Source organism: Viridibacillus arvi, assembly GCF_001274945.1.
GTDB lineage: Bacteria > Bacillota > Bacilli > Bacillales_A > Planococcaceae > Viridibacillus > Viridibacillus arvi.
In genome coordinates this window covers 1,689,933-1,716,133 of the sequence record NZ_LILB01000005.1, presented here as the reverse complement: position 1 = coordinate 1,716,133, position 26,201 = coordinate 1,689,933, and the positions used below count along the sequence as shown (strand labels likewise).

The 26,201-nt window shown below is 36.2% G+C and carries 25 protein-coding genes; 18 read left to right on the top strand and 7 right to left on the bottom strand.

Translation table 11 applies throughout. The annotated features are described in order from the left end of the window. Window positions 1-133: 133 nt before the first annotated feature. Window positions 134-697, bottom strand: coding sequence for a GNAT family N-acetyltransferase (locus AMD00_RS17365; protein ID WP_053418237.1), 564 nt, complete (start codon window positions 695-697; stop codon window positions 134-136). Window positions 698-902: 205 nt separating this feature from the next. On the opposite strand from AMD00_RS17365, the gene AMD00_RS17360 reads away from it, so the two are divergent. Together AMD00_RS17360 and AMD00_RS17355 are read left to right on the top strand one after the other, a co-directional pair. After that, window positions 903-1,859, top strand: coding sequence for a carbohydrate kinase family protein (locus AMD00_RS17360; protein ID WP_053418236.1), 957 nt, complete (start codon window positions 903-905; stop codon window positions 1,857-1,859). After that, a complete protein-coding gene (locus AMD00_RS17355; RefSeq protein WP_053418235.1) occupies window positions 1,859-2,281 on the top strand; it encodes a protein-tyrosine phosphatase family protein in 423 nt (140 codons plus the stop codon). The genes AMD00_RS17360 and AMD00_RS17355 overlap by 1 nt, the downstream gene beginning before the upstream one ends. Window positions 2,282-2,735: 454 nt before the next feature. Here AMD00_RS17355 and AMD00_RS17350 read toward each other — a convergent pair whose 3' ends face one another. Then, on the bottom strand, window positions 2,736-3,443 hold the full coding sequence (locus tag AMD00_RS17350; protein WP_083446267.1) for a DUF421 domain-containing protein: 708 nt from the start codon (window positions 3,441-3,443) through the stop codon (window positions 2,736-2,738). Window positions 3,444-3,591: 148 nt separating this feature from the next. On the opposite strand from AMD00_RS17350, the gene AMD00_RS17345 reads away from it, so the two are divergent. Next, on the top strand, window positions 3,592-4,803 hold the full coding sequence (locus tag AMD00_RS17345; RefSeq protein ID WP_053418234.1) for an MFS transporter: 1,212 nt from the start codon (window positions 3,592-3,594) through the stop codon (window positions 4,801-4,803). Window positions 4,804-4,865: 62 nt separating this feature from the next. Here AMD00_RS17345 and AMD00_RS17340 read toward each other — a convergent pair whose 3' ends face one another. Next, on the bottom strand, window positions 4,866-5,540 hold the full coding sequence (locus AMD00_RS17340; protein WP_053418233.1) for an adenine nucleotide alpha hydrolase family protein: 675 nt from the start codon (window positions 5,538-5,540) through the stop codon (window positions 4,866-4,868). Between the two features lie 440 nt (window positions 5,541-5,980). Here AMD00_RS17340 and AMD00_RS23600 point away from each other — a divergent pair, with 440 nt between their 5' ends. From AMD00_RS23600 to AMD00_RS17300, 8 genes are all read left to right on the top strand, one after another. Then, window positions 5,981-6,166, top strand: a complete 186-nt coding sequence (locus AMD00_RS23600; RefSeq protein ID WP_053418232.1) for a hypothetical protein — start codon at window positions 5,981-5,983, stop codon at window positions 6,164-6,166. A gap of 439 nt (window positions 6,167-6,605) precedes the next feature. Continuing rightward, window positions 6,606-9,014 carry a Na+/H+ antiporter subunit A gene (locus AMD00_RS17330; protein WP_211258669.1) on the top strand — a complete coding sequence of 803 codons (2,409 nt, stop codon included), beginning with the start codon at window positions 6,606-6,608 and terminating at the stop codon, window positions 9,012-9,014. Beyond that, window positions 9,004-9,426 carry a Na(+)/H(+) antiporter subunit B gene (locus tag AMD00_RS17325; RefSeq protein WP_038180798.1) on the top strand — a complete coding sequence of 141 codons (423 nt, stop codon included), beginning with the start codon at window positions 9,004-9,006 and terminating at the stop codon, window positions 9,424-9,426. Before AMD00_RS17330 ends, AMD00_RS17325 begins: the two co-directional genes overlap by 11 nt. A gap of 3 nt (window positions 9,427-9,429) precedes the next feature. Beyond that, the gene (locus AMD00_RS17320) at window positions 9,430-9,768 is read left to right on the top strand and encodes a Na(+)/H(+) antiporter subunit C (RefSeq protein WP_053418230.1); all 339 of its coding nucleotides are present in this window, start codon (window positions 9,430-9,432) and stop codon (window positions 9,766-9,768) included. Further along, complete coding sequence (locus AMD00_RS17315) at window positions 9,761-11,242, top strand: Na+/H+ antiporter subunit D (RefSeq protein WP_053418229.1); 1,482 nt, start codon at window positions 9,761-9,763, stop codon at window positions 11,240-11,242. The genes AMD00_RS17320 and AMD00_RS17315 overlap by 8 nt, the downstream gene beginning before the upstream one ends. Before the next feature lie 21 nt (window positions 11,243-11,263). After that, window positions 11,264-11,746: a Na+/H+ antiporter subunit E gene (locus AMD00_RS17310; RefSeq protein ID WP_038180789.1), complete on the top strand. Its 483-nt coding sequence runs from the start codon at window positions 11,264-11,266 to the stop codon at window positions 11,744-11,746. After that, window positions 11,746-12,030, top strand: a complete 285-nt coding sequence (locus AMD00_RS17305) for a Na(+)/H(+) antiporter subunit F1 (protein WP_053418228.1) — start codon at window positions 11,746-11,748, stop codon at window positions 12,028-12,030. The genes AMD00_RS17310 and AMD00_RS17305 overlap by 1 nt, the downstream gene beginning before the upstream one ends. Further along, window positions 12,008-12,379: a Na+/H+ antiporter subunit G gene (locus AMD00_RS17300; protein ID WP_053418227.1), complete on the top strand. Its 372-nt coding sequence runs from the start codon at window positions 12,008-12,010 to the stop codon at window positions 12,377-12,379. The genes AMD00_RS17305 and AMD00_RS17300 overlap by 23 nt, the downstream gene beginning before the upstream one ends. Window positions 12,380-12,497: 118 nt before the next feature. Here the strand turns inward: AMD00_RS17300 and AMD00_RS17295 are convergent, their stop codons facing one another. Together AMD00_RS17295 and AMD00_RS17290 are read right to left on the bottom strand one after the other, a co-directional pair. Beyond that, the gene (locus AMD00_RS17295; RefSeq protein ID WP_053418226.1) at window positions 12,498-13,199 is read right to left on the bottom strand and encodes a response regulator transcription factor; all 702 of its coding nucleotides are present in this window, start codon (window positions 13,197-13,199) and stop codon (window positions 12,498-12,500) included. Beyond that, window positions 13,192-15,903 carry a sensor histidine kinase gene (locus AMD00_RS17290; RefSeq protein ID WP_053418225.1) on the bottom strand — a complete coding sequence of 904 codons (2,712 nt, stop codon included), beginning with the start codon at window positions 15,901-15,903 and terminating at the stop codon, window positions 13,192-13,194. Before AMD00_RS17290 ends, AMD00_RS17295 begins: the two co-directional genes overlap by 8 nt. A 264-nt stretch (window positions 15,904-16,167) precedes the next feature. Between AMD00_RS17290 and kdpF the strand changes: the two genes are divergently transcribed. The 7 genes from kdpF to AMD00_RS17260 all read left to right on the top strand — a co-directional run bounded on the left by kdpF (window position 16,168) and on the right by AMD00_RS17260 (window position 23,686). Beyond that, entirely contained in the window at window positions 16,168-16,248 is an 81-nt protein-coding gene (kdpF, locus tag AMD00_RS24345) for a K(+)-transporting ATPase subunit F (RefSeq protein WP_076034203.1), read from the top strand. A gap of 23 nt (window positions 16,249-16,271) precedes the next feature. Beyond that, window positions 16,272-17,966, top strand: a complete 1,695-nt coding sequence (gene kdpA / locus AMD00_RS17285; protein WP_053418224.1) for a potassium-transporting ATPase subunit KdpA — start codon at window positions 16,272-16,274, stop codon at window positions 17,964-17,966. Window positions 17,967-17,981: 15 nt separating this feature from the next. Continuing rightward, the gene (gene kdpB, locus AMD00_RS17280) at window positions 17,982-20,048 is read left to right on the top strand and encodes a potassium-transporting ATPase subunit KdpB (protein ID WP_053418223.1); all 2,067 of its coding nucleotides are present in this window, start codon (window positions 17,982-17,984) and stop codon (window positions 20,046-20,048) included. 10 nt (window positions 20,049-20,058) lie between these two features. Continuing rightward, the gene (kdpC, locus tag AMD00_RS17275) at window positions 20,059-20,697 is read left to right on the top strand and encodes a K(+)-transporting ATPase subunit C (protein WP_053418222.1); all 639 of its coding nucleotides are present in this window, start codon (window positions 20,059-20,061) and stop codon (window positions 20,695-20,697) included. A 228-nt stretch (window positions 20,698-20,925) separates the two neighbouring features. Beyond that, window positions 20,926-21,348 (top strand): GNAT family N-acetyltransferase, encoded by a 423-nt coding sequence (locus AMD00_RS17270; protein WP_053418221.1) that lies wholly within the window; start codon window positions 20,926-20,928, stop codon window positions 21,346-21,348. A 213-nt stretch (window positions 21,349-21,561) separates the two neighbouring features. Further along, window positions 21,562-22,998 (top strand): ABC transporter permease, encoded by a 1,437-nt coding sequence (locus tag AMD00_RS17265; RefSeq protein WP_053418220.1) that lies wholly within the window; start codon window positions 21,562-21,564, stop codon window positions 22,996-22,998. A 10-nt stretch (window positions 22,999-23,008) separates the two neighbouring features. Then, window positions 23,009-23,686 (top strand): ABC transporter ATP-binding protein, encoded by a 678-nt coding sequence (locus AMD00_RS17260; protein ID WP_053418219.1) that lies wholly within the window; start codon window positions 23,009-23,011, stop codon window positions 23,684-23,686. A gap of 206 nt (window positions 23,687-23,892) precedes the next feature. Here the strand turns inward: AMD00_RS17260 and AMD00_RS17255 are convergent, their stop codons facing one another. Beyond that, the gene (locus tag AMD00_RS17255) at window positions 23,893-25,350 is read right to left on the bottom strand and encodes a sensor histidine kinase (RefSeq protein ID WP_053418218.1); all 1,458 of its coding nucleotides are present in this window, start codon (window positions 25,348-25,350) and stop codon (window positions 23,893-23,895) included. Continuing rightward, entirely contained in the window at window positions 25,343-26,008 is a 666-nt protein-coding gene (locus tag AMD00_RS17250; protein ID WP_053418217.1) for a response regulator transcription factor, read from the bottom strand. The genes AMD00_RS17255 and AMD00_RS17250 overlap by 8 nt, the downstream gene beginning before the upstream one ends. Window positions 26,009-26,201 lie beyond the last annotated feature (193 nt).

The following is a 26,201-nucleotide window of genomic DNA, read 5'->3' as shown; positions in this document are numbered from 1 at the left end:
CCGCTTCAGCATTAAGTGTATCCAGCTTCAGGCGCTAGACTCTTAGGTCGTTTCGGTCTCTCGGCACAAGACAAAAAGCGTCTTGTGTTCGAGCCCTCCAACGCCAGTCGAGTCTGGACGAGCGCCTTCAGCATTAAAGTGTTTTAACCATATGGTGGAATGGTTCGTCTATGATTGTCCATGGTTCTGTGACGACGTATCCCATACGTTCGTATAGTTTGCGCGCTTTTTCTTTTTGAGTTTCTACGTTTAATGATATTTTTTTATAACCTTTTTCACGTGCTAGTTGTTCGGAGAATTCTAGAAGAATTGTTCCAATTCCTTTACCACGGAAGTCAGGATTGATGCAAATTGTGTCGACGTAATATTCGTCTTCATGAGCTTCTTTATCCACTTTTGGTATTTCAGCACCTTTTTCTTGTAGCCATGTTTCTAAGTTGGCATCCATTTGCGGTGCGGCATCGCCTGAATAAATTACTAGAGTACCGACTACTTGACCATTATGTTCTGCAACATATGTATTGAGGTATGAGTGACGGTTATCTGTGCGCTCAAATAAGGTAATTAATTCGCTTTCGATAGCTTTAGGTTCTGTTTCCCCTGTCATACGATTTGCGATATCTCCTATTGCCTCAATAATAAGTGGTGCGACAAATTTGCCGTCAGCTAGTTCAGCATTTCTTACAGTAATCATCATTTTTTATCAAACTCCTTCGGCTTAAGTATAGCAAATAGAGGCGTTAATTTCCGATTATAAGTGTTTGTGCCTATGACGAATTAAAGGTTGAAAGGGAGCTTCTCCTTAATTTGACGAAAAATGTCGAAAAATACGGAAAGAAACTTTTTCGATGGGTGATTTCATGGTACGCTAGGGGTAAGATATTTTGTGGAGGAGTTTGTGAATGTTAGACTCAAAAAAAGAATTCGTTCTCGTATATGGAGATGCGTTTGTAGATTTTATTGCCAATGATATGACTAACACGTCGTTTACTAAGTTTTTAGGTGGTGCTACTGTAAATGTAGCTGCAGGAATTAGTCGCATCGGTGCGCCTTCTGCATTAATCACTATAACAGGGGATGATGAAACATCTGAATTCGTCCGTAATGAGTTAGACAAAGAGGGCGTAAACATGAATTATGCTAAAATTGTCCCTGAAAAACGTGTAAGTGGTGTACATGTCCATCTAACTGAAGGAAATGATCGCATTTTCACGAATTATATTGATGAAACACCTGATTTACAAGTAGAGCCTGAGCATTTACAAGAAGAAGCATTTAAACGTGCTTCTATATTTAATATCTGTTCAAATACTATGTTCCATCCGACTGCACTTGAAACAACTCGTGCAGCAGTAGCATTAGCTAAAAAACATAATGCATTACTTGCGATGGATGCCAATATTCGCCCATTACGTTGGGAAAGCCAAAAAGTTTGTTATGATACTATAAATACATTTTTACAAAGTGTGGATATGCTAAAGTTGGCTGATGAAGAATTGCTCTTCTTAACAGAAACCACAACACTAGAAGAGGGAATTGTAGCGTTAGCAAAATACAATATTTCTTTTATAATGATTACGGTTGGTGCGCAAGGCACATATGTCGTATTGAATGGTGAAGTGAAACATGTACCGTCAATCCCTATTACATGTGTGGATTCTACTGGTGCTGGTGATGCCTTTATGGCAGGTGTTTTACGACATGCACATTTATATGGAATACCGAAAACAATGGAAGATGCTTACAACTGTGTATTCTTTGCCAATCAATTAGGCGCAATGGCTGCTACAAAAGCAGGTGCGATTACAGCAATGCCACGTTTCGAGGAGATAAAATCACTTATTAAAGAAGGTGTTTAATGGTGGAGAAAAAATATCAGGCTTTATTAGGTGATCGAATTTTCTTCGGAGGAGCAGCAGATGCAGAAGAAGCTGTTATGAATGAAAAAATTGATGTTGTCATCGATTTACGTGTGAAAGAACCAGAAAAAGTTACTTATAATAGAGTACATGCCCCAATTGCAGAAGAAGCGGAGAGGATTGAAGCTTCAATTCAGCATGCAGTTGATGAAGTATTATCTGCTTATCAAGATGGCAAAAGGGTGTTTTTCCATTGTGGCGGTGGTGGGGGCCGTGCAGGTACCGTAGCGGTTGGTACGCTAATTGAACTAGGGCAAGCATCCACTATCGAAGCAGCTGAGCAAAAAGCAAAGGCTATTCGCGAAAAGGTAAATGTCCGAGAGCCGATGAGGAAAGCATTGCAAAATATATATGAAAAATAAACGACATTCAGATCCTTGTTGCATTAGCAGCAAGGTTTTTTATTTATTTTCTTGAATGAAAATATACATTTCGGTATATCAGATAAAAGGAGTTATATTTTTGATATGTGAGTTTGTTAAAACAAGATGAACTTCTACTTTGAAGATAATTTCTAAATGAATAAAAAGCTGCGTTTTTTTAGGAAGTAAAAGTCGCAGCTTCATATATATTGTAAATTAAGTATTTGAATTGAGAAAGAAATGTTCCTTTTACAAAAATGACGCAAAGAGCAATAGAAAGTAGACACTGAATTGAAGTACTTCCTATGACAGAGCATGGTAAACGAAAGCTACTAGGTATCGTCACGCCACTTGATTTTATGCAAATTGAATAACAGATTACTTCAATTTATTGAGTAAATTCGAGTTTTAGTTATAGTTTTAGCAAGGAGTTCAGTTTTCATGGATATGGCTTTTATAAATCCTTATCACGGACGCAAATATATAAAGAGCCATTGGGTTGTAGCTGAGCATAATAGACATCTTGAACAGCTTCAACTTCTTTTTTACGAAGCTTTTTCATAAGCCATTCCTCCGACAAGTTTAATTCCTCCATAGTGTTCCAAACGATCGCCCCATCTGCAATTACTTCCATTGGCATATGCGGGGGAATCGATACATCTGCTTTCACATCTTGCTTGGTCGACCCTTGCTCTGCAGGTTTCTTCAATACGCTCAACTGCCCGTTTGTCTCCAAAATAGCATATTGTACATCTTGAATTGAAAAGATGGATTGTTCTCGTAGCATCATGACTAAATCATCCATGTGTAAACGTGCTGATTTCAATGCCTGCACAGATAGTTCCCCGTTTTTTATAATGACAGTTGATGAGTCATTAATGAGTACACGCATTTTAGGAGATTTGAGTGCAATGTAACTCATAATCATCGTCAAGACTGCCCACCATATAAGCGAAATCAGACCGTCAATAAAGGGTGTTTCATGCTGTGCGGCAATCTCCGCTGCGGTTGATCCAATTGTAATGCCGGTAATGTAATGGAAAAACGTTAACTGGCCCAACTGTTTTTTTCCGAGCCAACGAGCTAATAAGAGCAATACAATAAATGATGTTGTAGTTCTTAGCATCATCTCCCAAAAATGAATTTCGATAACTTTATCCATTTAAATCAAGCTCCTTTTCAAATCATATCCGTTAGTGTTCCCTAGAAGATTAGAGATATTCTCGAAAATTTTGAAACCTATTGGATGATTATTGTTATAATGAATAAATTGATTATTTCGTAAACAGAAGGAGTTGTAATGAAAGAATATGACAGTAAATAAAACGCACTCATTAGGGAATCCAGTGTATCCGATAATGTTTGCAATAGGGCTTTGTCATTTGTTCAACGATACTTTACAAGCTGTTATTCCAGCTATGTTTCCAGTATTAGAAAGTGAGCGAGGTTTAACATTTACTCAACTTGGTTTTATAGCATTCGCATTAAATATGGTGGCTTCGGTTTTACAGCCGGTTGTTGGTTATTTTAGCGATAAAAAGCAAAAACCATATGCATTACCACTTGGTATGACTAGCTCATTTATTGGTATGGCAGGTTTAGCCTTTGCCGCAGATTACTGGATGATCTTAGTTTCAGTAATATTTTTAGGATTTGGTTCGGCTATTTTCCACCCAGAAGGCTCACGTGTTTCTTTTATGGCTGCAGGTTCAAAACGTGGTTTGTCCCAGTCTATATATCAAGTTGGCGGTAATTCAGGACAAGCGCTTGCGCCTTTAATTAGTGGCTTTATTTTAGTGCCATTTGGTCAAAAAGGAGCAGCCTGGTTTTTAATTGTTGCCGCTATAGGAATTATTGTTTTATCGAAAATTTCAGCATGGTATAAAAAACAGTTAGAGGAAGAGCGTTTATCTAAAAAGAAAAGAGGGATTGTTTCTTCTTTACCACAAATGACGAAAAAGCAAGTAGGAATAGCACTTGGCTTATTAATGATGGTCATATTTGTTCGCTCATTTTATGTGACGAATATAACAAGTTTTTATATCTTTCATTTGATGGATAAGTATGGTTTAACAATACAAAAAGGACAGCTAATTATTTTTGTATTCCTAGCAATAGGAGCAGTAGGGACTTTCTTTGGGGGACCGATGGCAGACAAGTTGGGGCGTAAAAATATCATCTTATTATCGGTGCTTGTACCGATGCCACTTGCCTTAATATTGCCTTATGTTCCGTTGTGGGGTGTTATTGTGCTACTTATTTTAATAGGGTTTTTCATTATGCTAAGTTTCTCTGTGACAGTAGTTTACGCCCAAGAGTTAGTGCCAAGTAAAATTGGCACTATGGCAGGATTAACGGTTGGATTAGCTTTTGGGATGGGAGCGATCGGAGCAGTAGTTATTGGTATTATGATGGACCATTATGGAATTTTTAAAACAATGGTTGTAATATCTGTATTGCCAATATTTGCTTTAGTTGCTTTTGCATTACCGACAGATCGTAAATGGAAATTGAAAAGTTAAAGGTGTTTATAAGTGAAAAAGCTGTCTAATGGGTCATTAAATAACCAGTTAGACAGCTTTTATTATTGGCGAGATTTACTTGGGATTTTCGTTGAATCTGTTACATGATTTTCAGAAATATGAACCTCATGCATTTTGTTGTCATGCATAAACTTGAATATACCATTGTCAAAATCAGTACCAACTTCTTTGAAGAAAATACCTTCGTAATAAATGTTTTTAGAGCATGTAAAGCTTACTTTATAATCGTTACCGTCTTCTAGTAAATATGCTCGAACACCTTTTTCGAACATCGCATCTTCTTCATTACGGACGTGACGTTCAACAGAAACGACATGTAAATCGACAAAGGAGATTGTTTTAAGAAGTAAGTTCATAAATGAACCTTTCGTAATTTCCTCCCAGCGACTTTGTGCAGTTTGTCCAATAACGACTTGTGTAATATTGTATTGGTGTGCAATCTCTGCAATAACATTTTGTATTGGCTTTTTTTCGTTGTCGCGAATGATAAATTCCTCTACCTCTAGCTCTTCCGCAAGTTGTTGCCAATTGTTAAGATATTCAACCTTCTCAGCATCGAAATTATCAAATGGCTGAGGATCAACCGTTAGAATATAGAGTGGACAATCTAGCATTTTAGCCATTTTATGCCCTCTGCGAATCAATCTTTCTCCATTTGCTCCGTAGTATGCACATACTAAAATACTCTCGTCCATACGTCCTCTTAAATGTTTCACGGCAGTTCACACCTCGTGTTTAGTATTTTGTTCCTTTATATGAAAGTGTTTAAATTTTATACGATTAGTTGAAGCATGAATATAAATGGCAGACTGTGTCAGTGCAATGATTTCACAAATAGTTTATACAGAAAATCTTTGTTTAACAGCATAGTTAATATAATCGTCTTATTACTTATCCTACGTTTCTTTACTCATATAGGAATAATCCGTTATTTATCACTTATAGAGTTGACTCTTTTTGTTCGAAAAAATCACGAATACCTAATATGCATCCATATGGCTTCTTATTATGATGCCACATACATTTATAGTCAAGTGCCCAAATATGTAAAAAATTATTATTGAATAAGAGGTTTTAAGGAATGGACCTCTCTTGATAAGAAACATAGACAATAAATTTAGTTGAAAATTATCTAGGCAATAAATCTTTATATTTTATGCAATATGGTTGTATCGTAAATGAGCTTGAACAAGAATGTTCAACAATCGATGAACTGAAAAAAGTAATCTTTGTAGGTAGATATTCGATTGAGGTATCTTCAGAACTATATGATAAGGTTAAAACAGCAAAAGAAATGAAAGAAATAGAGAAGAGAAAGATGGAAAAGTTAATCAGAAATTAAGATAAAGAGGATTTATTATTACGGCGGGTTTTTTATGACATGATGGAGGTTATGTCTATAGAAAATTCGTCTTTTTTTAATATTGATAAAGAAAAATTAACAATTTTATGACTATTTATCGTGTTAAGGTTGTCTATTATGATGATTCGAGTAGCATAAAAGTGAAATAACCGAGAAAATATTGTATAATTTACAGGTAATCTCGTTATATCCTTTTAAATATATTATCGCCATAATATGCGTTCATAGATATTAAATAGATGTAATATTAGTTTTTTACCACGTATTGTTTTACCTCTAATTCTGCATTCTTTCATTAATAAAGCACTATAAGAGCCTTAGTCGGCCTCTTAATATGGTGGTATGTATTTTGCCATCGATTAATCATTTCAAGTTAAAATTCACATGATTTTAGAATACTGCAACAAGGAGGTTTGGAATTTTGACAATAAATTTGGCAATTGTAATACCGTTTTTGATGGCAATACTTATTCCAATACTATATAGGCGTTTTACAAAACTACATATAGGCTGGCTTGTATTAGCTGTACCTGTCATTATTTTTATAATGCTAGTTCGATTAATCCCATTTGTGGCGGAAGGTCATACTTATTCTCATACGTATAACTGGATTCCTTCTTTAGATATAAACTTTACAACATATTTAGATGGATTAAGTATGATTTTTGGACTTCTTATTACTGGTGTAGGTAGCTTAGTTATTTTATATTCCATTTTCTATTTATCTGCTAAAGAATCCCTTCAACATTTTTACTGCTATTTACTCCTTTTTATGGGCGCTATGCTTGGCGTCGTATTTTCCGATAATTTAATGGTGTTGTATGCTTTTTGGGAGCTTACAAGTGTTTCTTCATTCCTGCTAATTGCGTTTTGGCATCATCGTAAAGCTTCGCGTGCTGGTGCACAAAAAGCGATGCTCATTACAGTTACTGGCGGCGTTTCAATGCTTGTTGGTTTTATTATGTTGCATATGATGACTGGTTCATATAGTGTGCATGAAATCATACGTAATGTAAGTCAATTCACGGACCATCAGCTGTTTGTTCCTGCAATGATATTAATATTATTTGGAGCATTTACAAAATCTGCACAGTTCCCATTCCATATATGGTTGCCAGATGCAATGGAAGCCCCAACGCCCGTTAGTGCATATTTACATTCAGCTACGATGGTGAAAGCTGGAATATACTTAGTTGCACGGTTAACTCCTATTTTCGGTGGAGATGCGATATGGTTTTGGCTTGTAACTGTAGCTGGGCTTGTGACGTTGTTCTGGGGTTCGTTTAATGCGGTGAAACAAACGGATTTAAAAGCATTACTCGCATTTTCAACCGTCAGTCAATTAGGACTTATTATGAGTTTGTTTGGTATGGGATCAGTCGCCTTTAAGCTGGGTTATTCGGACTCTACTATTATTTATACACAAGCAACTTTTGCTGCACTTTTCCATTTAGTAAACCACTCAACCTTTAAAGGTGCATTATTTATGATGGTAGGAATAGTGGATCACGAGTTAGGTACACGTGATGTGCGGAGGCTTGGAGGCTTGATGTCACTAATGCCTCTGACGTTTACGGTGGCTGTCATTGGTAGTCTGTCGATGGCTGGAATGCCACCATTTAATGGCTTCTTAAGTAAAGAGATGTTCTTTGCGGCAGCGATTCATATGCGAGATCTTGATATCTTTTCAATCAGTAGCATAGGGATTTTATTCCCTGTTGTAGCATGGGTAGCGAGTATTTTCACCTTTGTATATTGCATGATCATCATCTTCAAAACATTCTTCGGTAAACCTTATGAGAAAAGTGAGGGTAAACCTATTCACGAGGCACCAATAGGAATGCTTGTCTCTCCAATTATTTTATGTGTATTTGTTGTAGGAATTTTCATTTTCCCAAATGTTCTTGGTCAATATATTTTGAAACCTGCAATGGCAAGTATTTATCCAGGATTTGCTCCTGCTGAAGTACTGACACCTAAAATCCATGCTTGGCATGGTATTAATATGGAATTACTCATGACGATTGGAGTCGTTATTGTTGGGGTAATGTTGTACAGAAAATTAAAAACGTGGAAGCCTGTGTATCGTTTATTCCCATATCGTTTTTCGTTTAATGAGCTATTCAGGCATTTATTAGAGGGACTAGAAAGTGGTTCAAATAAGGTGACAACTAGTTATATGACGGGTTCATTAAGGAAATATGTCCTTTATATCTATTTATTTTTCATTGTAGCGGTTGGAGGTTATTTCTTATTTAGTGGTGGATTTGCGTATAGTAGTGCAAATGATGCACCAGTTGAGATTTATGAATTGATGTTAATCATTGTGATGTTGTTAGCTGGCATATCTATGCTTTTTGTGAAGTCACGATTAACGGCTACTTTATTAAACGGGGTTATTGGCTTCGGTGTATCCATTTTCTTCGTTATATTCAGAGCACCAGATCTTGCTTTGACACAGCTTATTGTGGAGTCCGTGACGACAGTGTTATTTTTACTTTGCTTTTCATTCTTACCTGAATGGAAACGAGAAGATTCTCCAAAATCAGTGAAGATAAGTAATGCAGTAATCGCTGGTGCAGTAGGCGCGCTTGTTGTGGTGATGTCATTTGCTGTAATGTACTATGATGAATTTGATTCAATTTCTTCATATTTTGAGAATGCATACGAGCTAGCCGGCGGCGCCAATATCGTTAATACGATCTTAGGTGATTTCCGTGGTTTTGATACGATGCTTGAAGTGGTTGTTCTCTTTATTGCCGGCTTAGGTGTTTATACACTGATTAAACTGAAGGCGAGAAAGGAGGATACAGACAATGAAAATTAATGACGTAATTTTGCGGACGGTAACAAAAATTGTCGTCTTTATCATTTTGACATTGTCCGTTTATCTATTCTTCTCAGGACATTATTCTCCAGGTGGAGGATTTATCGGGGGGCTAGTACTTGCATCTGCAATTGTATTAATGTACTTAACTTCAGATATTGAGACAGTCCATAAAGGCATGCCGTTTGATTTTAAATTAGTTGCGGCATTGGGCGTGTTGATAGCTACAGGGACGGGTTTTGCCTCAGTCATTTTCGGCAAAGATTTCATGACACAGGCTGCTATGAAATTGAATTTACCAATTTTTGGTGAAACAGAATTAGCCTCTGTTGTGTTATTTGAAGCAGGTGTGGCAATGACCGTTATTGGTGTCGTTGTTACCATAATTTTAAGCATAAGTGAGGATGAGTAGACGATGGAAACATTAATGATTTTATTAATCGGTGTGCTAATTGCAGTCGCTACGTATTTAATCCTCTCGAAAAATTTGATCCGAGTGATTTTAGGAACTGCTGTATTATCGCATGCAGTCCATTTATTAATATTAACAATTGCAGGTGTTAAAAAGGGTAATGTACCGCTGTTGAAAGAAGCTGAAGCTCCGTATACAGATGCTTTGCCACAGGCATTAATTTTAACAGCGATTGTTATTAGCTTTGCTGTAACAGCTTTTGTTTTGGTACTAGCTTATCGCACATATCAATCCAATGGAACAGATGACTTGGAAGGATTGCGAGGGCAAGAGAATGAATAACATTGTAGTAATTCCTTTAATTTTACCAATTATGCTTGGTATCGCACTCGTGTTTTTACGTCCATATGTGAAGACACAACGTGTGATTAGTCTGTTGACGATGGTAGCAATTGCTGTTGTAAGTGTGATAATGCTTGGAAGAATTCAAGAGACGGGTATTATGCGACTCGATTTTGGTGGTTGGAAGCCACCGTTCGGTATTTTGTTTGTTGCAGATTCATTTGCTGTGTTACTTGTATTAACAACGAGTATTGTAACAGCCATTTGTTTGCTTTATGCGTTTTCGTCTATTGGTGAGAAGCGAGAAAATATGTTTTTTTATCCATTCGTACTATTGCTAGTAGCGGGTGTAAATGGTTCGTTTTTAACAGGAGATATTTTTAACTTATTTGTTTGCTTTGAAGTGATGTTGTTAGCATCGTACGTGCTTATTACGCTTGGTGGGGAAAAGGCACAGCTACGTGAGTCATTGAAATATGTACTGATAAATGTATTGGCTTCTTGGTTTTTCTTAGTAGCACTTGCTTATTTATATGGCACATTAGGAACATTGAATATGGCACATTTGGCTGAACGAGTTGCTGAAGCTGGGCAAGATCCTATTTTGACGACAATCGCTTTACTGTTTCTAGTTGTCTTCGCATTAAAAGCTGGTCTACTTTTATTTTTCTGGTTGCCAGGTTCATATAGTGTGCCTCCTACTGCTGTAGCAGCTTTGTTTGGAGCTCTTCTAACGAAGGTTGGGATTTATGCATTGTTCCGTATGTTTACACTTATTTTCATACATCAGCCGGAAGTGACGCATATGCTCATAAAAGGTATGGCTGCAGTGACGATCATTGCTGGTTGTTTAGGTGCTTTAGCGTATAAAGATATACGTCAAATTGTTGCGTATAATGTTGTGATTGCTGTGGGCTTCGTATTAATTGGGCTTAGCGTTTCGACAGAAGCTGCTTTTGAAGGGGCTATTTATTATTTAATGCACGATATGATAGCGAAGGCTATGCTGTTCTTACTTGCTGGTACGATGATTTATTTAACTGGAGAGACGCGTTTTGACAAGATGAGTGGTTTGATAAGAAATTACCCCGTCTTTGGTTGGATGTTCTTTGTTGTAATGGTATCACTTGCTGGGATTCCGCCCCTTAGCGGCTTTGTAGGAAAGGTACTTATTGGACAAGGACTGATTGAGACAGGTTCTTACGTATTATTAGCACTGGCGTTTATATCGAGTGTCGTTGTGTTGTATTCTTTATTGCGTATTTTCTTAAATGCTATTTTTGGCGAAACAATTATAAGTATTGAAGATGAAACGCCTTTGCCGAAAAGAATGCTTACTCCAATTGTATTGTTTGCAATTTGTACGATCGCACTAGGCTTTGGAGCAGAGGGGTTGTCCAGTTATGTAAGTGATGCGGCAAATACTTTAGCTAACCCATCAATTTATATTGATGCAGTGCTCGGCGGAAAATAAGAAGGAAAGAGGTGAGACGTGATGCCCGCACAGTTTTTATTGAATATATTTATCGCGGTGCTATGGATGTTATTGAAAGATGAAGATGCCCCGTATTTCTCTACATTTATGACGGGATTTGTTGTTGGAATCGGAATATTGTATTTGATGCATCGCTTTTTTGGAACTCAATTTTACTTAAAAAGGCTATTTGCACTCATTAAATTACTGTTTCTTTTTATATGGGAACTGTTATTATCTAGCGAGCTTGTTTTGAAACAGATTTGTAGTCCGAAGTTGAAGATAAAGCCTGGGATTTTCACATATAAAACAGCCTTAAATGGTGATCTGGAAATTACAACTCTTTCAATTTTATTAACGCTGACACCTGGTTCGGTTGTGATGGAAATATCGCCAGAAGGGGACCTTTTCTACATTCATGCGATGGATTTGGAGAAGTCAAAGGCAGATGTATTACGCTCAATTGGTAACTTTGAGAAAGCAATTATGGAGGTGACACGCTAATGAAGGAGACAATATTACTCATTTCACTAACATTATTTGCATTGACGATTATGGTTGCGTTTTTCAGAGTTTTACGTGGTCCTTCAATGCCAGATCGCGTAGTAGGTCTTGATATGATTGGTGTTAATTTGCTTTCGATGATAGCGATTATTTCAATTGTATTGAAGACGAAGGCGTTTCTAGAGGTTATTTTGATTTTGGGGATTTTGTCGTTCATTGGGACGATTGCATTTTCAAAATATCTAGAGAGGGGCACTATAGTTGAACGTAAATCCGATCATTGAGTGGGCAGGTGTGTTATTGATCTTAGGTGGTAGTCTGATGAGTTTAATTAGCGCATTTGGTTTGCTTCGCTTGCCAGATGTGTATACTCGTTCACATGCCGCCACGAAGAGTTCAACATTAGCTGTACTACTATCGCTTCTTGGTGCGTTCTTATACTTTTGGGCGCATGAAGGCTATATAAGTGTTCGTTTAATACTTGGTATTGTATTTGTGTTTTTAACAGCTCCTGTAGCAGGGCATTTGATTACTCGTGCTGCGTATCGTTCCGGTGTTGAGTTATCGGAGTCTTCGGATGATGATGAACTTGAGGAGGTCTTGTTCCCTGAAGGGCGTAATAAGGGGAGTTAGGAATTGAGTTTTATAGGGAGCAAAAGGCTATCTGATTAAGTGGAATTACTTAATTAGATGGCCTTTTTAATGTATTAGATGCTAAAGCTCTACCTATAGATTAAATGTTTTCTCTACATTATTCTTCCTCATAACGAAGCATTCGGTATCCGACCCGTACATGAGTTTGAATATACTTTGGATTTGCAGGGTTCTCTTCAATTTTCTTACGTAAAGTTGCCATGAAAACCCGCAAACTGGGTACATCAGATGGTAATACTTGTTGCCAAACTTCTTTCAACAGAAAATTGTGCGTCAATACTTTTCCAACATGTTTGGCCAATACGACCAATAATTTATACTCAATCGGTGTAAGATGTACTTCTTCTCCACGAATAAATACGGTATTCGCTAAATAGTCAATTTTTAAATTACCATTAGTAAATATGGGAAGTTCCATATCTAGAAGACTGTCTTTTTTTACTCTCCTAAGAGCTACCCGAATTCGAGCAAGTAGTTCATCTACGCTAAATGGTTTCGTCACATAATCATCTGCCCCTGCATCGAGAGCGTGAATTTTATCATGCTCCTCGCCACGCGCGCTGACAATAATAATTGGAGTTTGGGACCATCCACGAATTTTATTAATCACTTCAATGCCATCCATATCTGGTAGGCCAAGATCAAGAATAATTACATCAGGTGGCATTGAAAGTACCTTTTGCAATGCTGATTTACCGTCAATAGCAATATCGTATTCATAGCCTTGCGTACTCAATGTCATTTTAATCAAATTTCCAATAGCTTTATCATCTTCTATAACAAGAATTCGGTTATTCATCGACATTGACAACTCCTTTTTGAAGTACAAAACTAAAAACGGTACCTTTTGGTTCATTGTCTGAAACAGTTAATTTACTATCGTGTACTCTTAGGATAGTTTGGCATAGTGCTAAGCCGAGCCCTAGACCTCGTCGGCTATCACTCCGATAATTTTTACCTATTGTAAAAGGTTCAAATAGTCGTGTTTTTAGAGCATCATTAATGCCAGGGCCATTATCGCTAATACTTATATGCACATAGTCTCCCTGTTCCTTTGCAGATAAGATAATCTCACTTCCTGCTGGAGTATATGTCAGTGCATTATCAATAATATTGATAATCACTTGAATGATAAGTCGTGCATCCATCACAGCGAATAACAAATCTGGCTCGACATGACAATGAATTTGATGTGTATGTTCATTACGAACTACATGCATTAGCGACTCTTGTATAATATCTTCAACAAGTTCTGGCCTCATCTCAATCGCAAGTTGCCCATCATCTAGCTTTGAAACGGCAAGCAGATTCTCCACCATTTGTACAAGCCATTTTGAGTTGCTATAAATATCTTGGTATAGTTGTTTTTTTTGCATATCGTCAATTTGGCCGCTTTTGGTCAATAGTATATCGGCATTGCCTGAAATACTCGTAAGTGGCGTCCTTAAATCGTGGGAGATGGCACGTAAAAAATTTGCTCGCATTTGCTCAAGTTCAGCTTCTCGTGAAACTTGCTCATTGGATTTCTGTAAATACCATTTATCAATAGCAAACGAAAAATCATTCATAATCGCATGCAGAATATGTCGTTCAAAGGCAGGGAGTGGTGTTTCTTTCGACAACATAATACCAATTACTCCTTTGACGTCATCACCAGAAAGAACTGGTAAATAATAAGAACTTGCTCCAGGAAACGTATCAGTAGATACACCAGCTACCTGCTTATTATTGGAGACCCATGCTACTACAGCACGCTCGTTTCGATTATTAAATAGATTTTCCAACTCTTTATTTTTTGAATTAGTCATCACATCAGTTGGGAAAAATGATGTTTTCATAATCTGTTGATTGTTTATCTCAAAAAACATCGCTGGCTTTTCGACAAGCTTTACAACTTGTGACATACCCTCTGTAACAATTTCTTGTAACGATTTTGCTTGTTGTAGCTTACGGTTAGTTTCAAGCAAAACCTCCATTCGGTAAGACTTCTGTACAGCACTTAGAGCTTGTTTTTTTACTTTCCTAGTCAAACTGCTTGTGATTATCCCAGAGATGAACATGATGAAAAATGTCATAGGATAATCTCTGTTGTACGCTTCAAATGAGAACCTTGGTTCAGTGAAAATAAAATTGAAAATAAGAACAGCCATCAATGAACTAATTATGCTAAATATCCAGCTTGTCGACCAAATGGCAAGTATTAACACGCCTAAAATGTATATTGTTATGATATTGGCTTCACTTACGCCTATTCTTGCAAAGAACAAACCAATTAAGGATGCCAAGCTAAAAACGAATAGCATTTTTAGTAAGTCATACCAATTAAATTTTAGTTGTGATCGTACATCTGGGAAACGTATTGATTCGTTTTCTTGGTCAGGTACGATATACATGGCTAAATTAGGCACAAATTCGTTGAGCCGATCTCCGATTTTAGAATTAGGTTTCCACCACTGTTTTTTTGTAGTTGTTCTACCGATAACGAGTTTTGTAACACCACTCATTTGAGCATAATTGGCTAGCGCTGCAGCAACGTCATCTTCTTGTACAGTCACTATATGACCTCCAAGTTGCTCCGTTAGTTTAATATGCTGCTGTAACCTTTCTAAATTAACCTCGTTTTCATCCTTCATATCTTTGTTATGTACATAAAGTGCAGTGAATTTCCCGTGTAAGGCTTGAGCAAGTCTCGCTGCAGTTCGGATTACTTTTGCATTTGTAGGTGAACTGCTGATACCTACTAAAATATGCTCCTCAATTTGAGAGGTATGGAATAGTGAACAGCTTTCTTGCGTTTTCTGATAATCAATTGTATCGGCTGTCCTACGCAAAGCTATTTCACGGAGTGCTATTAAGTTCGCTTTTTGAAAAAAATGTTGCATGGCTTTTTCGGCCTGTTGAGTGTAATAAATTTTGCCTTCTTTTAATCTTTGAATTAGATCATCAGGTTCAATATCTACGAGTTTAATTTGTGTAGCATTATCAATCAGATAATCTGGAATACGTTCATTTACTTTCACACCCGTAATTTCTTCAACCAAATCATGGAGACTCTCAATATGTTGGATATTAACAGTTGTATAAACATGAATTCCTTTTGCTAATAATTCTTGAACATCACCAAATCTTTTTAAATGGCGCATTGTTGGAACATTTGTATGCGCTAGTTCATCAATCAGTACAAGATCAGGTTTACGTTCAAGCACTGCATCTATATCCAATTCTTCAAATGACTTTCCTTTATAGTTAATTTTTTTAGTGGGAATCATCTCAAGTCCGTCGAGTAAAGCAGCTGTTTCTGGTCGGGGGTGTGGTTCAACATAGCCAACAACTACATCCAAACCTAGCTTTTTGACTTGATGGGCAGTATCGAGCATTGAATACGTTTTACCTACTCCAGCAGCATACCCAAGAAATATCTTTAGGCTTCCCGATGCTTCTTTTGATTCCAGTCTTTTTACCTTAGCTAAAATAGCATCAGGATTAGGTCGCATGTATTCCATCAATCTTCACCTCCTTCTTATTATAGCCTCAACTAGCATTAAGACAGTATTAAGATTGAATCTTAATACCATTTTAATACAATTAGCTCCTTTTCTAACACTACATTAATTTTAACTGCATTATGATTATCCATGAAATCAATAGAAGGAGTGATTGACTTGATGGATTTATATATGGTCATTGCATTAATCCTAAGTTTTGCTAGTCTCTATTGGCTAACGGCTTGGTGTTATAAGCAAGTAGATAATTAAGGGGGTCTTATTATGTGGGTTGTAATAGGTATCATTATTGTTTCATTGTTTGGTTATTTAGGTTATGCATTGCTCTATCCAGAAAACTATTAATAAACCTATAGGGGGAAATAAATATGTGGCAGATTGCCTTAGTGCTAGTCATTTATTTACCGCTTGTCATTGTAGCAGGTCATTATTTGTATCAAGTGACGATGCAGCAAAAGACATGGCTTGATCCGGTAATGAATCGGGTGGATAACATTATCTATAAATTTTGTGGAATCAAGCAAGTTGATATGACCGGTAAACAATATGTAATAGCGCTCATTCTATCAAACGCAATTATGATATTCATCGGCTATTTGATATTACGGATTCAGTCGACTTTATTTCTTAATCCAAATGATATCGATAACATGGAAGCCACGTTGTCATTCAATACGATTATTTCATTTATGACAAACACAAATTTGCAACACTATAGCGGAGAATCAGGGTTAAGCTATTTGGCTCAGATGCTTGTCATTACATTCATGATGTTCACATCGGCTGCGACAGGTTATGTTGCATGCATGGCATTCTGTCGTAGATTGGTAGCAAAATCGGATACAATCGGAAACTTCTTTGTGGATTTTGTACGTGTGATAACACGCTTATTAATACCTCTTTCATTTATAGTGGCGTTAATTTTAGTAGCCCAAGGTTCGCCACAAACTTTAAAGGGTAACGAAACAGTTCATACAATAGAAGGGAAAATGCAGGATATTGCACTAGGCCCTATTGCATCGCTTGAATCGATTAAGCACATCGGTACAAATGGTGGAGGTTTTAACGGAGCCAATTCAAGCACGCCATTTGAAAATCCAACAGTCATTTCAAACATTGTGGAGATGCTATCTATGATGTTATTGCCTGGTGCTTGTGTTGTGACATTCGGTTTAATGGTAGCAAAGCGACGTCAGAAAACGCTATTTGGCAAACAAGGCTTGGTTATTTTTGCAGCAATGAGCATTCTTCTCCTCATTGGTTTAGTTACTTGTTACATAGCAGAAAGTGCAGGTAACCCCATAATTAATAATCTAGGTATCTCTCAAGATATAGGTAGTATGGAAGGAAAGGAAATGCGCTTTGGTATCCCCCAATCTGTGTTGTTTACAGTGGTAACTACGGCCTTTACGACAGGTTCAATAAATAATATGCATGATTCTTTAACGCCGCTTGGTGGTATGGTGCCAATGTTTAATATGATGCTGAATGTCGTGTTTGGGGGTAAGGGTGTTGGATTAATGAACATGATGATGTATGTCATGTTAACTATTTTCATCGCGTGTTTAATGATCGGACGTACCCCACAATTTTTGGGCAAAAAAATCGAAGAGAAAGAAATGAAATTAATTGCACTATGCATTTTAATCCACCCGGCACTTATATTGTTATTCTCAGCTCTTGCTGTAGCGACGACTGCTGGTATCGCAGGAATTACAAATCCGGGAGCACATGGATTATCACAGGTTTTATATGAATATGCCTCATCCTCAGCAAATAATGGTTCAGGGTTTGAAGGTTTAGCTGATAACTCGCCATTTTGGAACATGACCACTGGCTTTGCTATGTTCTTTGGACGCTATCTATCTATCATTATTCAACTAGCCATTGCGTCGCTTCTAGCGAAAAAGTTATGGCACAGTGATTCGGTGGGGACATTGAAAACCGACAATCCGATGTTCACATTCTTGCTTATTGCTATTGTCTTGATGATTGGTGCATTGACCTTCCTGCCAGCCTTAGCATTAGGCCCGATTACAGAACATTTACAAATACGTTCTTAATGAGGAGAGACATAAATGGAAACCGTAACGAAAAAGAGTTTTATAAATCGTGATATTATGAAGAGTTCAATTTTAGGCGCATTTAAAAAATTAAATCCTTTATATATGATAAAAAATCCGGTTATGTTCGTAGTGGAAGTAGGTTTTGTTTTTGTCGTTTTGTTAACCATTTTCCCGAATATGATGGGTGATGTCACAGAAGAGTCGGCCCGACTTTATAATGCGATAGTAGCTTTCATCTTGTTCATTACAATCTTATTTGCGAATTTCGCTGAATCCATTGCAGAAGGGCGTGGAAAAGCGCAAGTTCAGTCACTTAAGAAAACAAAAACAGTGACAGAGGCTTGCGTTTTACTTGCTGATGGAACGCAGGTCAAAAAACAAGCCGATGAACTTAAGAAAGGTGATATTGTCTTAGTTCAGGCAGGAGAAGTTATCCCAAATGACGGGGAAGTAATTGATGGAATTGCAACAGTTGATGAATCTGCAATCACTGGCGAATCAGCGCCGGTTGTGAAAGAACGAGGAGGAGACTTTTCATCAGTTACAGGTGGAACAACGGTGACGAGTGATTGGCTGGAAATCGAAATCACCTCACTTCCTGGGGAATCATTCTTAGATAAAATGATTGCTCTTATTGAAGGGGCTAGTCGAAAAAAAACACCGAATGAAATTGCCCTAAATACGTTATTAGTCAGTTTAACGATCATCTTTTTACTTGTTGTTGTTACACTTTATCCTATGACTACTTATCTACAAGTGCATATTCCAATCGCCACACTTGTTGCTTTAATCGTCTGTTTAATCCCAACAACAATTGGAGGGTTGTTATCGGCAATTGGAATCGCAGGCATGGATCGTGTAACGCAGTTTAATGTGATTGCTATGTCAGGAAAAGCTGTGGAATCATGCGGTGACGTGGATACATTGATTTTAGATAAAACAGGTACTATCACTTATGGAAATCGTTTTGCTTCCGAATTTTTACCTATCCAAGGTGTTGGGAAGAAAGAATTAATACGTGCGGCATGGTTAAGTTCATTGACAGATGATACGCCTGAAGGGAAATCTATTTTAGCTCTTGCAAGTCAATTAGATGTGGATAGTACTGATGAAAAGAAGATCATTGATACGAGCGAACATATTGCATTTTCAGCATATACTCGCATGAGTGGTCTAGACATGAAGGATGGAACGAAAATACGTAAAGGTGCTTATGATTCGATAAAAAATAAGAGTGTAAATGCTGGTTATGAAGTACCGAAGGATCTAGAAAGTCTAGTTCATCAAGTATCATCTTTAGGTGGTACACCATTAGTAGTAATGAAGAATGAAAAGATTCTTGGCGTTATATATCTCAAAGATATCGTAAAGCCTGGTTTAAAAGAGCGTTTTGAAAAACTTCGTTCAATGGGGATTAAAACCATCATGTGTACAGGTGACAATCCACTCACTGCAGCTACAATAGCAAAAGAATCTGGAGTGGATAGCTTTATTGCTGAAAGCAAACCTGAAGATAAAATCAAGGTGATTAAGGATGAACAATCTCAAGGGAAGATTGTCGCTATGACAGGTGATGGCACGAACGATGCACCCGCTTTGGCACAAGCGAATGTGGGGTTAGCTATGAACTCGGGTACGAATGCTGCGAAAGAAGCAGCAAATATGGTTGATCTAGATTCTAATCCTACAAAAATTATTGAAGTTGTTGAAATAGGGAAGCAATTACTCATGACTAGAGGTGCATTAACGACGTTCAGTATTGCAAATGACGTAGCAAAATATTTCGCTATCATACCCGCTATGCTAATGGTTGCAGTTCCGGAAATGAGTGCTCTAAATATTATGCAGTTAAATTCACCAACAAGTGCAATCATTTCAGCACTAATCTTTAACGCTGTTATTATACCTCTCTTAATCCCAATAGCAATGAGGGGAGTGAAGTATGAGCCAATGAGTGCCTCGAAATTATTAAGAAGAAACTTGCTAGTTTATGGGCTAGGCGGTATTATCGCACCCTTTATAGGTATTAAACTAATCGATTTAATGAGCGGACCAATATTGAATTTAATGGGTTTATAGGAGGGATAACATGAAAGCATTTTTTAGCGATTCTAAACAAGCGCTGAAGGTTACATTATTAATGTTTGTATTGTGTGGCTTACTTTACCCATTTGCTGTCACTGGAATGGCACAAGTGTTATTCAATCATGAGGCGAACGGCAGTTTAATTGAGATGGATGGCAAAATGATAGGCTCGGATAAATTGGGGCAGGCTTTTACTTCACCTGAATTTTTCTGGGGGCGTGTTTCAGCTATCAATTACAACGTTTATACAAAAGAAGATCTTGTACCAAATGCTAAGGGGGAGACAAATTATAATGGCGTCAGTTCAGGTACCTTTAACTATGCACCGTCTAATCCTGAGCTGAAAAAACGAATGGAAGCAGATATTGAAACATTTCTAAAAGCGAACCCAGGGGTACAACGTGAACAAATTCCAGCTGATTTAGTTACGGCATCTGGATCGGGACTTGACCCACATATCAGTGTCGAGTCTGCAAAAATCCAAATAAAACGCATAGCACAAGCAAGCGGTCTCTCTGAAGACGAAGTGAATGACATTGTAAAAGCAAATACTGATAGTCGCACATTTAATGTTTTTGGAGAGGATAAAGTTAACGTCCTTAGCGCAAATTTAGATATTTATAAAAAAATGAAGGGAAAATAATTAGGAAATAATAATTGTGATAAATAGGATGAAATAGCCATTTAGTTAACGTGGTTTATCGGCGCTCGATGGCTAATTCTTTTGTAGTTGATTTGGCTTTTAAGAGTTTGCAATAAACCTTATACAAACAAAAGCTTAATAAAATGAAATTTTTATAAGCAAATTAAAGCAGGTATTTGCCGATCTATCAAGAACAAGTATATGAAACCGAAAAAGGAGGAATTGTATATGGAGATGCAAATTATTAAAGAAAAAAATAAAAGTAGTCACGATTATATAAATGACCAGCTATATAAATATAATTTGGCTCACTTCCCAGTAGATTTAAGAGGCAGGTATCAAGAGATTAGTATTTTTCTTAAAGATGAACACGGCAACGTTCGAGGTGGCATTATAGGTCAAGTGTGTTGGAATTGGTTAGAAATACATTCATTAATCGTTGATGAAGATTTACGTGAATATGGATATGGTACAAAACTTCTATTAGAAATAGAAAAGATTGCAATAGAAACAAAATGTGATTTTATCAAAGTAGATACACTAAGCTTTCAGGCATTAGGCTTTTATGAAAAGCATGGCTATGAGGTATTTGGTAGCATTGATAATGTTGGCAGAGACTATCAGCATTACTATTTGAAAAAGGAATTATAAAAAATACAAAAGAGCTGTCCCAAAGTAGGTTTTTATCGACTTTGGGACAGCTCTTTTATAGCTAAACATATTTTATCACGTTTGGTAAAACCATAAATTATAATATCATCTTCTCCACATAAACTTCCTCATATCTATTGATAGACTCCTAGATAACTTCATACTAGCTCCAGACAAGTGCTATATATTTTAGATATCAAGGAGGTTATGGAAATGAATTTTATTAAACGAGCATTTTTAAGTGTAAGAGCAAGAAAGGGGAAATCCCTTATCCTATTTACTGTATTTTTAGTCGTTGCTAATTTAACCTTAGCAGGTTTCGCCATGCAAAATGTCACAGAGACAGCGAGTGATCTTGCTAGAAAAAAGTTGGGCGTTGACGTAACGCTAGGATTAGATCAAGAAAAGGTTCAAAAACATATAGAAAAACAGTATGAAGAAAATCCAAATGAAAAAATAAATCTTCCAGAAATTTCTACAAAGGAAGCAGATAAGTTTGCTAAATCACCCTATGTAAAAAATTTCAACTATATAAAAGAAGCTTATGGTTTAGCGGATGGCTTTACTCCCATTGAGGTTGATGAAAATGAAAATGAAGGCTCGGTTAGTTTCGTTGGTGGAGGCCAAAATGATAGAGAAATGCCAAATATATCATTGGTCGGCGTGAGAAGCTCTGATTTATTGAAAGGATTTACAGAAGGAACGGAGAAAATCATTGAGGGACGTACCATAACAGCAGAAGATAAAGGTAAGAAAGTAGCCTTGATTGAAAAACAGTTAGCTGAACAAAACAAGCTAAAGGTTGGTGATAAGGTGAAGATCAAAACAGACGATGGAAAATCGAAAATAAAGGTAGAAATAATAGGGATTTATGAAGCATCCGATACAACTGGCCAAAACATGCCAATAGCGTTCTTGAAGCAATCTAACAAAATATATGTTTCGTGCGAATCGTTAAAAGAATTTTCTGGAAATAAGAATATGAAGGGCACACCTATTGATAAAGCCATTTATTACTTAAATGATCCAGATCATATCGATGCTTTTAAAGCACTGGGGAAGAAAACAAACATTGATTTTGACCTATTTAAACTAGATGCTCATGATGCCTTATATAAAAAAATGATCGGCCCTATTGAAAACATGGCAACCACTTCAAAATGGATTGAATATATGGTTTCAATCACTGGATCAATTATTCTTGGTCTTATCATAATGTTGACTATAAAAGAACGTCGGAAGGAGTTAGGTATCTTACTGGCGATTGGTGAGAAGAAAGGGAAATTAATAGGTCAACTCTTAGTAGAAGTATTATGTATAGCTGTTTTAGCATTTAGCCTTTCTATATTTACGGGTGGGGCAGTTTCTCAAAAAATGGGAGACAGTTTATTACAGAAAGAAATTACGGCTTCTGAAGAGCAAGAAAATAATCCAGAGGAACAAGGAAAAGCGGTGATGATTACGAGTGCGATGGATGGCGATCTAGGTAAAGATGTAGATCCTATTGATAATATTGATGTAAGTGTAACATCACAAGATATTTTGAATTTAGGTGGGTTCGGTCTATTAATTGCAATTTTAGCAACACTTCTTCCGGCATTATCGATTCTTCGATTGAATCCAAAAGACATTTTATTAAAAGACGAATAGAGGGATAGACATGGATACTATATTACAATTCAAAAATCTAAATTATTGCTATCACAGCAATAATAAAAAAATCAATATTTTAGATAATGTAAACTTCTCGTTTCAAACTGGCTGCTTATATACCATTTTAGGACCATCAGGATCCGGGAAAACAACTACCCTTAGTTTAGCAAGTGGATTAGATGTTCCAAAAGGTGGTTATGTATTATACAACGGAAGAGATATACGGAAGATAGGTCTAGATACTTATCGAAACAAACATGTTTCGATTATCTTTCAATCTTATAATCTTATAACGTATATGACTGCTCTTCAAAATGTAGTCACCGCGATGGAGATTACAGGGGTCGATGTAAAAGACAAAAAAGAAAGAGCACTTGAGTTATTAAGTAAGGTAGGATTAACAGAAGTAGAAGCAAAAAGAAAAGTATTACAGCTTAGCGGTGGTCAGCAACAGCGTGTAGCGATTGCTCGCGCACTATCTTGTAACGTAGATTTATTAATTGCTGATGAACCAACTGGAAATCTAGATCAAGAAACTTCTATGGAAATTATCGACCTATTTAAAGAACTTGCTCATAAAGAAAATAAATGTATCATTGTCGTTACTCATTCCCAAGAAGTGGCCAAGCAATCAGATAAAGCGTTGTATCTAGAAAAAAGAAATTTAGTACTTAAACAATTATAGGGAAAACGAGTATTAAAAGCTAAAAAATATGACGGTAACGCTATAAAAAAAGAAAAAAACCATGTAAACTAGTCAGCAATTTTACATAGAAAAATCCATTTTGAATTATCTCTTTCAAAATGGATTTTTTCTTCTTCTTAAAAATGATCTTTTGAAAAAAATTATAGAAATTTCTTTCAAAACTAAAATCTAAACTATTTTGTTGTTCACTTTGTGGATAAAGGAATGGTAACTAAAAATTGTACGCCATGTTCAGTGTTATTTAAAGAATAGGTAATAGAGAGGGTTTCAAAAACTTGTTTTACAATATATAACCCTAAGCCACTTCCACCAGTATTTCGATTTCGTGATTTTTCGATTCTATAAAACGGTTCGAAAATTTGCTGTAAATCCTCTTCTTTAATTTTAATACCTGTATTAATGACTTTAATTTGAATGTGTTGTTTTGAGTCCGCAGTTAAAGTTATATATACTTTCTCTCCATGAGGTGAGTACATAATTGCATTATGAACAATATTTTTGCAGGCTTTTTCTAAAAGAACCCGGTCTGTATAAATAAGATGGTGAGAACCAATTTGTTTTATCATTTGAATGTCTTTTTGAGAAGCAAAAAATTCAAGATCTTTTGTGATTGTATTAATTAATTCCGAAAGATTTACTTCTTCCAATTGTAGTTTAAAAGTATGTTGCTCTAATTTTGACATGCTTAAAATCTCGCGAACAAGTTGTTCCATACTTTCGATAATTTGGTGATTCTTCTTTAAGTATTGGTCACGATTTTGATACGGGCCAATATTATAAATCATTCCTTCTAAGTATCCTTTCATGACGGTGAGAGGAGTTTTTAATTCATGTGCTACTATTGAGAAAAATTCCCTGCGTTTTTGTTCTATTTTTCTTTCTTTTTCAATATCGCTTTTTAACTGTTGATTTGCTTTCTTTAAATCATGCATAGTATGTTGTAAATTAACTGACATATCATTTAAGCTATTGGATAATTCCGCTAGCTCATCATTGGATCGAACCTCGATCTTTTCAGAGAAATCCAAGTTCGCCATCTTTTGTGCTCCTTGATTAATATAAATGAGAGGTTTTGTGATGAATCGTGAATATAAATAAGCACTACCTAAACCAATAACAATCACAATAATACTAATATAAGGAAGGAAAAGGGCCAATACCTGTGAAGCTTCATTAATAGGTTGAAATGTTGCGAACACCACAAGTGTTAAGTTAACGTTTAGGAATTGAATAGGTATGGTAGCATTATACGAATTAGAAAGGTTGTCTGAATTCTCCAATGGACCTTTAGTAGTAGCTGGCGTTACTGCTACACCTTTACTATTACTACCGGTAAAGGAAAAAGTAGGAGAATAAATAATTCTTCCTTCTTGATCTTGAAGGTAGATTATTGCGTTATTTTTTTGTGCATATTTATCAAGAAGCGGTATTGCATTTTGAAAAGTAAGATCCTTGGATTTATCAATTATTTCTTCTATTCCTGTTTGAAGTTGATCTGTTTTATACTGTTCATAAAACGCAGGTAGAAAGAAGTATAAAGTTAGATACATAACTAATGCAAAGGCTAACAAAATAAGTGAAGTAATCCAAAAGAGTTTATAAGTAATTCGATTCATCTTTGTGATTTTTAATATTTTATTCATCTATTTTGTAACCAATGCCTTTTACTGTTTTAATATAAGGTATATCCAATTTTTTTCGTATGTTTTTAATATGTGTATCGATAATACGTGTTTCACTACAATATTCGTAGCCCCAAGCCTTTTCTATAATTCGCTCTCTTGTAAGTACTTTTTTTTCATTTTGAAGTAGTAGTTGCAGAATTTCGAATTCTTTTGTAGTTAATAGTATTTCAACCTCATTAACATATACTTTATATGCATCACAATCAACATGGACTTCTTTAAATACTAAATGATTATCCGTACTTTGATCATAGCTTCTTCTCAGTACTGCTTCGACTCGTCTAATCAGAACATGGAAAGAAAAAGGTTTAGTAATATAATCATCGATTCCAATATCAAAGCCTTTCATTTGATGTTGTTCTTCTTCTAATGCGGTTAGCATAATAATTGGTACATTAGACTGTTCTCGTATCATTTGTGCCATTTCAAATCCCCTAAGGTTTGGCATCATCACATCCAAAAGAATTAAATCATAGGATTGCTTATTAAATTTTCTCATTCCTTCTAATCCATCTGATGCAGTTTCAACAATATAGTTTTGTGTCATTAAAAATTGTTTTATTAACTCTTGAATTTCTTTGTCATCCTCTACTACAAGAATTTGATAGTTTCTCACTATATCACCTCTTAAAGCATTATAACCGTGTTATCTGGAGTTTATGTGAAGAAACATTGGTATGATACTTAGAGACAATATAGAAAATATAGAAAATTAATAGGGAAACTATGTTTATTTCTATACTAACTCTCCAAAACCCGTATACGAATGTATGGAAATCTTCGTATACGGGTTAATTTATGTTTCTTAG

Bases quoted from the DNA above. Each gene is read 5' to 3' on its own strand.
- AMD00_RS17365 (WP_053418237.1), bottom strand. From the start codon at position 697: ATGATGATTACTGTAAGAAATGCTGAACTAGCTGACGGCAAATTTGTC.
- AMD00_RS17360 (WP_053418236.1), top strand. From the start codon at position 903: ATGTTAGACTCAAAAAAAGAATTCGTTCTCGTATATGGAGATGCGTTT.
- AMD00_RS17355 (WP_053418235.1), top strand. From the start codon at position 1,859: ATGGTGGAGAAAAAATATCAGGCTTTATTAGGTGATCGAATTTTCTTC.
- AMD00_RS17350 (WP_083446267.1), bottom strand. From the start codon at position 3,443: ATGGATAAAGTTATCGAAATTCATTTTTGGGAGATGATGCTAAGAACT.
- AMD00_RS17345 (WP_053418234.1), top strand. From the start codon at position 3,592: ATGACAGTAAATAAAACGCACTCATTAGGGAATCCAGTGTATCCGATA.
- AMD00_RS23600 (WP_053418232.1), top strand. From the start codon at position 5,981: ATGCAATATGGTTGTATCGTAAATGAGCTTGAACAAGAATGTTCAACA.
- AMD00_RS17325 (WP_038180798.1), top strand. From the start codon at position 9,004: ATGAAAATTAATGACGTAATTTTGCGGACGGTAACAAAAATTGTCGTC.
- AMD00_RS17320 (WP_053418230.1), top strand. From the start codon at position 9,430: ATGGAAACATTAATGATTTTATTAATCGGTGTGCTAATTGCAGTCGCT.
- AMD00_RS17315 (WP_053418229.1), top strand. From the start codon at position 9,761: ATGAATAACATTGTAGTAATTCCTTTAATTTTACCAATTATGCTTGGT.
- AMD00_RS17310 (WP_038180789.1), top strand. From the start codon at position 11,264: ATGCCCGCACAGTTTTTATTGAATATATTTATCGCGGTGCTATGGATG.
- AMD00_RS17305 (WP_053418228.1), top strand. From the start codon at position 11,746: ATGAAGGAGACAATATTACTCATTTCACTAACATTATTTGCATTGACG.
- AMD00_RS17295 (WP_053418226.1), bottom strand. From the start codon at position 13,199: ATGAATAACCGAATTCTTGTTATAGAAGATGATAAAGCTATTGGAAAT.
- AMD00_RS17290 (WP_053418225.1), bottom strand. From the start codon at position 15,903: ATGGAATACATGCGACCTAATCCTGATGCTATTTTAGCTAAGGTAAAA.
- kdpF (WP_076034203.1), top strand. From the start codon at position 16,168: ATGTGGGTTGTAATAGGTATCATTATTGTTTCATTGTTTGGTTATTTA.
- kdpA (WP_053418224.1), top strand. From the start codon at position 16,272: ATGTGGCAGATTGCCTTAGTGCTAGTCATTTATTTACCGCTTGTCATT.
- kdpB (WP_053418223.1), top strand. From the start codon at position 17,982: ATGGAAACCGTAACGAAAAAGAGTTTTATAAATCGTGATATTATGAAG.
- kdpC (WP_053418222.1), top strand. From the start codon at position 20,059: ATGAAAGCATTTTTTAGCGATTCTAAACAAGCGCTGAAGGTTACATTA.
- AMD00_RS17270 (WP_053418221.1), top strand. From the start codon at position 20,926: ATGGAGATGCAAATTATTAAAGAAAAAAATAAAAGTAGTCACGATTAT.
- AMD00_RS17265 (WP_053418220.1), top strand. From the start codon at position 21,562: ATGAATTTTATTAAACGAGCATTTTTAAGTGTAAGAGCAAGAAAGGGG.
- AMD00_RS17260 (WP_053418219.1), top strand. From the start codon at position 23,009: ATGGATACTATATTACAATTCAAAAATCTAAATTATTGCTATCACAGC.
- AMD00_RS17255 (WP_053418218.1), bottom strand. From the start codon at position 25,350: ATGAATAAAATATTAAAAATCACAAAGATGAATCGAATTACTTATAAA.